The 6,877-nt window shown below is 65.5% G+C and carries 4 protein-coding genes; 2 read left to right on the top strand and 2 right to left on the bottom strand.

What is annotated here, in order from left to right; genetic code table 11:
* Window positions 1-102 precede the first annotated feature (102 nt).
* Entirely contained in the window at window positions 103-1,131 is a 1,029-nt protein-coding gene (locus ACZ6YI_RS15975) for a LacI family DNA-binding transcriptional regulator (protein WP_440329790.1), read from the bottom strand.
* A gap of 65 nt (window positions 1,132-1,196) precedes the next feature.
* Window positions 1,197-2,486: a sugar MFS transporter gene (locus ACZ6YI_RS15970; RefSeq protein ID WP_440329792.1), complete on the bottom strand. Its 1,290-nt coding sequence runs from the start codon at window positions 2,484-2,486 to the stop codon at window positions 1,197-1,199.
* A gap of 400 nt (window positions 2,487-2,886) precedes the next feature.
* Between ACZ6YI_RS15970 and glk the strand changes: the two genes are divergently transcribed.
* A complete protein-coding gene (glk, locus tag ACZ6YI_RS15965) occupies window positions 2,887-3,912 on the top strand; it encodes a glucokinase (RefSeq protein ID WP_440329803.1) in 1,026 nt (341 codons plus the stop codon).
* 119 nt (window positions 3,913-4,031) lie between these two features.
* Window positions 4,032-6,767: a TonB-dependent receptor gene (locus tag ACZ6YI_RS15960; RefSeq protein WP_465779525.1), complete on the top strand. Its 2,736-nt coding sequence runs from the start codon at window positions 4,032-4,034 to the stop codon at window positions 6,765-6,767.
* The last annotated feature ends 110 nt before the right edge of the window (window positions 6,768-6,877 follow it).

Below are 6,877 nucleotides of genomic sequence, written 5' to 3'. Positions count from 1 at the left end.
CCGCCCAAACACTGGGTGTTTGGGTGGCCCGCGGGGGGGGGGGGGGGGGCCCCCCCCCCCCCCCCCGCGCCCCCCCCCCCGCTCCCACAACAGCTGGAACGCTCAGAGGCGGCGGGGGGCGGTCGAGCCGCGCACGACCAGGTCGGGGCTGAAGCCTTCGTTGTCGATGGCGGGAGCACCGTTGTCGCGTTCGATCTCCGCGATCAGGCGCTGCGCGGCGTGGCGGCCGATGTCGCCGGTGTTCTGCCGGGCGGTGGTCAGCGCGGGCCACGATTGCTTGGAGAACGGGCTGTCCTCGAAGCCGGCGATGGAAAGCTCCCACGGTACGTCGACGCCACCGGAACGCGCAGCGGCGAGTACGCCCGCGGCGATCTCGTCGTTGGAACCGAAGATCGCGGTCGGCGGGTTGCGCAGGCCGAGCAGCTTGCGGGCGCCACGGAAGCCATCGTCGAACGAATAGTCACCCTCGACCACGAGCGCGGTATCGACTTCGATGCCGTACTCGCGCAAGGCATCCTCGTAGCCCTTGTAGCGCTCGGGGCTGGAGCGATGCTCCTTGCCACCCCAGAGGAAGCCGATGCGCTGGTGGCCAAGCTGGATCAGGTGCTCGGTGATCGCGTACGCCGCGTCGCGGTCATCCACGAACACGCACGGCCAGCCATCCTTCGGATCCTGGCGCGCGGAGATGATCCGGACGAACGGAACGTTCTGCTCGGTAAGCGATGCCAGCAGCCCCGGCTGTTCGGACATCGGCGGGCACAGGACCAGGCCCGCGAGGCGGTTGCGCCGGACCAGGTCGCCCAGCTGTTCCGCCAGGCGCGGCGCGCCGGAATCGCAGGGGTGGATCTGCAGGCCGAACCCGCGCTCGCGGCACACGGAGAGCACGCCGTTCTGCATGGCGATGACGTAGTGGGCGTTGGGGTTGTCGTAGACCAGCCCAAGCGCGTAGGTACGCGAGCTGCGCAGGCTGCGCGCGGCCTGGTCGGGCTGGTAATCCAGCGCCTCGATGGCCCGCTGTACCTTCTCGCGGGTCCTGGCATGCACGGAGGGTTCGTGGTTGATGACGCGGGAAACGGTCTTCAGCGACACGCCCGCGCGTTCGGCCACGTCCTTGATGGTGGGGCTACGCAAATCACGACCCTCGATAGCAGGACGGCCATCCTAGCGGATGGCCGTCACCGGGCGAAGATGGGTTATCAGCCCTTGGCGTGCTGGCCAACCTTATGGCCTGCCGCACCGTAGTAAAGGATGTACAGGTAGCACGGCACCATGATGGCCAGGAACACCAGCTGGAAGTCGTGCCCCTGCTTCAGGTGGACGAACAGCTGCGGGATGGCCGCGCCGCCGACGATACCCATGACCAGCAGGGCGGAGCCGAATTCGGTCACGCTGCCGAGTCCCTTGATCGCCAGCGGGAAGATCGCCGGCCACATCATGGCGTTGGCGAAGCCCAGCGCGGCGACGAACGCCACCGACGTGTAGCCGGTGGTGACATAGGTGCCGATCGAGAAGAGCACGCCGAGCACCGCGGAGATCGCCAGGTACTTCTGCTGCGAAACCACCTTGGGGATCAGCACGAGGCCGGCGACATAGCCGACCAGCATGGCGATCAGCGTGTACGAGGTGAAATGCTTGGTGTCTTCCGGGCTCATGCCGAAGCCCTGGCCGTAGGTGCCGATGGCATCGCCCGCCATCACTTCCACGCCCACGTACACGAACAGGCAGAGCACGCCGAGCCACAGGTGCGGGAAGCTGAAGATGCCGCCCTTGGCGTGGCCGATCGCGCGTTCAGAGTTATCTGTGGTGGCACGGATCTCCGGCAGCGAGGAGCGCACCACCCAGATCGCCAGCACGACCAGCAGGCCGGCCATGGCGAGGTACGGCATGTGCACCTTCGCGGCGAACGCGTTGAGCAGCGCTTCCTTCTCTTCCGGCGAGCCCGCGGCGGCGATCTGCTTGTCGAAGCCGCCAATGTTGCTCATGACCACCCAGCCGAACACGAACGGGGCGAGCGCGCCGGCGACCTTGTTGCAGATGCCCATGAAGGCGATGCGTTGCGCGGCGCTATCGATCGGGCCGAGCACCGAGATATACGGGTTGGACGCGGTCTGCAGCAGCGAAAGCCCGGCGCCGATGATGAACAGGCCAGTCAGCGCACCCGGGTACACGCGCATGGTGACGAACTGGCCGAACGTGGCCGCACCGATCGCCATGACGAACAGGCCCAGGCCCATGCCCTTCTTCATGCCGGTCTTCTTCAGGATGAAAGAGGCCGGCAGCGCGAGGAAGAAGTACGAGAGATAGAACGCGCCCGGGACCAGGAACGCGCCGACGTCGTCCAGGTTGAAGGCCAGCTTCACGAAGGTGATCAGCGGGCCGTTGAGCCAGGTGACGAAGCCGAAGATGAAAAACAGGATGCCGATGATGATCATCGGTCCGACGCTCGAATGGCGCGTCTCGCCGACGGCGGCCGTGGTGGACGACATTGGGTGGCTCCCCTGACAGGTGTTTTGATACCGGCATCCGGTGGCGGCACGCGCCGGATCCGTCGTGGATTTGTCCTTTAATGACTCGTGCGCGCAACGTTGTCAATGCGCAGCGGCGGCAGGCACGGGCCACCGGCGTGAAAGTCTGACTTTCGATGTCGCGTCGCCGCAAGCGCCTGATCAAAGGGCGCAAACCGCGCCGTAAGGCCATGCGGGGCAAGGTCCGCGGGGAATCGCCGATCGATCGTAAACGTTTCCTGTTGCGACGCACGATGGAATGTTCCCTGTCCTAGCCATTTGTCCTGTTGACAACGTTGTCATACGGCTCACAGACTGCGCCGGAACAAGGGCGTCACGGAAACTTAATGTGACGGCGTCTCAGGGACACAAGGGGCAAGGCGTGGTTGAACAGGCGAACAAGCGGGAAGCCGTGCGCACGACACGGGCGGAGGCGTTCATCGCCGCCGACGTGGGCGGCACGCATGCCCGTATCGGCCTGGTCCGTCCCGAGCTCGCAGGGGGCACCTTCGAGGTGCTGCGCTACGAGCGTTACGCCTGCGCCGACTGGCCGAGCCTGACCGCCGTGCTCAAGGATTTCGTCGGCCACCTCGAAGGCCAGTTCGCCGTGCAGCATTGCGCGGTGGCCAGCGCCGGCTACGTGCTGGGCGATGCGATCGTCAACGAAAACCTCCCGTGGCCTGTCTCCATCGGCGATATCCGCGAAAGCCTGCACCTGGCCGGCCTTGGCGTCGTCAACGATTTCGAAGCGGTCGCCTACGCCTGCCAGTTCCTGCGTGAGCACGAGACCACCGCCATCATCGAGACCGCCGCGGCGCCCGCCGCCGGCCCGATCCTGGTGATGGGCCCGGGCACCGGCCTCGGTTCGGCGGTACTGCTGCCGGGCAAGCCGCACGCCACCGTGCTGCCGACCGAAGCGGGCCAGATCTCGCTGGCTCCCGGCACGCCGCGCGAAGCCGCCATCCTCGCCGAGCTCGCGAAGAGCCGCGATTACGTTTCCTACGAGACCGCCCTTTCAGGCCCCGGTCTCCTGAACCTTTATCAAGCCATTTCGACGCTGCGCGGGACACCCGCGACGCTCGCCGAGCCGTCCGCCGTCACCACTGCCGCCCTCGCCGGGAACGATCCCGCCGCGGTCGAGGCACTGGATGTCTTCTGCGGCCTGCTTGGCAGCTTCGTGGGCGATCTCGCCCTGCTTTACGGCGCCCGCGGGGGCGTATACCTGGCCGGCGGGATCCTGCCCCAGGTGCGCGATTACCTCGCCGCCAGCAGCTTCGCAGACAGGTTTTTCAACAAGGGCGTCATGCGCGCCTTTCTCCAGCAAGTGCCGGTACGTCTGATGGACCACGGACAGTTGGGTGTGATCGGTGCCGCCGGTCTCTACCTGCACGGTTCGACTGCTCATTGAAGAGCGGGAAAGGAACGCAGGCTCAGTAAATAACCGGGCCGAAAGGCCCTTCGATAGCAACGAAAGCGCGGCGCGGTCGCGAAACCCGCCGTTGCTACATCCTCTGAGGGGAGGACACCATGTCGCATCGTAGGAACCTGCTCACGGCGAGCATTATCGCCGGACTCTGCTGTATCACCGGAACCGTCGCCGCGCAGGATGCGTCGACCCAGGAACCGGCACGCACGCAGACCGCCCAGCAGAAGGCTGACGCCGCCAAGGCGGCCCAGCTCGAGGGCATCACCGTCACCGGCATCCGCGCCAGTCTCGAGAAGTCGCTCGATACCAAGCGCAACGCCGATGCCATCGTCGAAGCCGTCACGGCCGAAGACATCGGCAAGTTCCCGAACACCAACGTCGCCGAAGCGATGACCCAGGTGCCGGGCGTCACGATCGACCGCCAGTTCGGCCAGGGCGACCGCGTGTCCATCGACGGCACCGATCCCAGCCTCAACCTGACGTTCCTCAACGGCCAGCCGGTGTCGCAGACGCCGTGGCAGTACGGCGCGCAGCCGAACCGTGGCTTCGACTTCACCATGCTGGCCCCGGAAATCGTCGGCCGCCTGGAAGTCTACAAGTCGCCGGAAGCCCGCCTGACCGAAGGCAGCCTCGGCGGTACGGTGCTCCTGCACACGCTGAAGCCGCTCGACCTGCCGGCGAACACCATCCGTGGCTCGTTCGGCCTGAACTACAACGACCAGGGCACCGCTGGCACGCGTCCGACCGGCTCGGCGCTGTACAGCTGGAAGAACGCCTCCAGCACCTTCGGCATGATCGCCTCGCTGCAGCACTACGAGGAAAAGATCGACCGCCAGGGCTTCGAGATCTTCAGCTACAGCCCGGTCTCGAAGTGGGCCTCCAGCCCGGCCGTGGCCGCAGGTATCGCCAACGGTTCGCTCGACCCGAACGCGAAGGTGCCCGATGAAGTGAACTCGGCGTGGTTCCAGCAGAAGCGCAAGCGCGATACCGCGACGCTTGGCTTCCAGATCCGCCCGACGGACAACTGGGACGTCGAGTTCAACAACCTGTTCGTCCGCGAGAACTTCGATAACTGGAACCAGTCGCTGTACCCGTTCACCGGCGCGACGCCGGGTAACGTCACCAGCTTCAACCAGGGCCCGAACGGCGTCGTTACCGGCGGCCATGTCTGCGGCAACGACGATCCGACCTGCCCGGCCATCGCGCAGGGCACGTTCGACAGCAACATCCGCAAGTCGGTGGTGCGTACCGTCGCCCATGACCTGAAGTCGACCTTCCACGGTGACGGCTGGCAGCTTGCCGGTGCCGCCGGTTACAGCAAGGCGATCAACAACAACATCTCCCAGGCGGTGATGGAGCCGGTGTACGCCGGTGGTTACACCTGGGATATCAACAAGGGCTTCAACTTCGACAGCCCGGCCGCCGCGCGCGATCCGGCCAACTGGCACATGGGTGACGTGGACGGCCTCGGCGGCTGGCCCGGCAACTACGGCTCGTACTCGGCGCACGCGCGTGATTCGTACGCCCAGCTGGACTTCTCGAAGTTCTTTGACTCGTTCATCAACGAGATCGCCGTCGGTTACCGCTGGAACCGCCACGAAGAAGGCATGAACGCGCACGTGTATGGCGGCAATGCGCCGACCAACCTTGCCGATCTTGGCTTCGGTGGTTACACCGATACGCTCGGCGCGCTGGATGGCCTGGATGGTTCGGCCAACCACGTCATGCCGGACAAGGAAGCGCAGTACCAGTGGGTGCGCAACACCAACGGCGGTAACGAAGACCCGGGTACGTACCTCAACGGCACGTACAAGCTCGTCGAGAAGACCAACGCGGCCTACCTGCAGGCGAACTTCGCCGGCGGCGGCTTCCACGGCAACATCGGCGTGCGTTACGTCGATACCAAGACCGACGGCACCGGCTTCAACTACAGCGGCGCCCCGGTCCTGCCGGCTCCGGCTGGTTCGTGGCAGACCTCGTCGCGCACCACGAAGAACTGGCTGCCCAGCCTGAACGTCGCGTATGACCTGACCGATGACGTCGTGCTGCGCGCCGCCGCGGCCAAGGTGATCGCGCGTCCGCCGTACAACATGCAGGTGAACAACCTGTTCCTCAACGACTCGGTGCTGACCGGCTCGGGTGGCAACCCGAACCTGAAGGACTACAGCTCGAAGAATTACTCGGTTTCGGCTGAGTGGTACTTCGCGCCGCAGTCGTACCTCGCGGTGTCGGGCTTCCTGAAGCAGATCGACAACTACGTGGTCGTCGATTCCGCGCCGGAGAACCTCTACAACTCCGGCATCGTGAACGACCAGACGACGTTCGCACGCCAGGTGGCGCAGGGTCTCTGCACGCCGGATGGCTTCTGCGCGTACTCGATCAGCCGCCCGCGTAACACGGGTTCGGGCAAGGTCCGTGGCGGCACGATCAGCTACCAGCAGGCTTTCTGGGATACCGGCCTCGGCGTCACCGCCAGCTACACGTATGCCAAGGGCACGCTCGATGCGGGTGGCTCGCTGCCGTACAACTCGCAGAACTCGTACTCGGTGAGCCCGTACTACGAAATGGGCCCGTTCAGCGCCCGCGTCACGTACAACTGGCGCAGCAAGTACCTCGCCGGCGGCTACATCGCCGGTGCGCCGCCGGCCACCACGGCCGACTACGGCGACCTGGGTGCCACGCTGGGCTGGAAGCTCAACAAGAACGTCTCGTTCACCCTCGCGGGCATGAACCTGACGAACGAGAAGTACAAGCAGTACCTGACCGTCACCTCGCTGCCGGTCGCGAAGTACACCACCGGCCGCCGCTACATGGCTTCGGTGCATTTCGACCTCTAAGCGTTAGCGTCATGGCTTGGCGGCCACGGATGGCCGCACATAACCCTCGAAGCTTCATTCCCCACGGGCCCGTCGATCAACTTGCCGGGCCCGCTTTTTTTGCCGGGTCA

The sequence above is a fragment of the Luteibacter sp. NPDC104163 genome, assembly GCF_055584245.1.
Note: the sequence above shows the minus strand (reverse complement) of the source record. Positions and strands in the feature narration are given on the sequence as shown.

Excerpts from the sequence above, each read along its gene's own strand:
- ACZ6YI_RS15970 (WP_440329792.1), bottom strand. The coding sequence starts at position 2,486 with ATGTCGTCCACCACGGCCGCCGTCGGCGAGACGCGCCATTCGAGCGTC.
- ACZ6YI_RS15960 (WP_465779525.1), top strand. The coding sequence starts at position 4,032 with ATGTCGCATCGTAGGAACCTGCTCACGGCGAGCATTATCGCCGGACTC.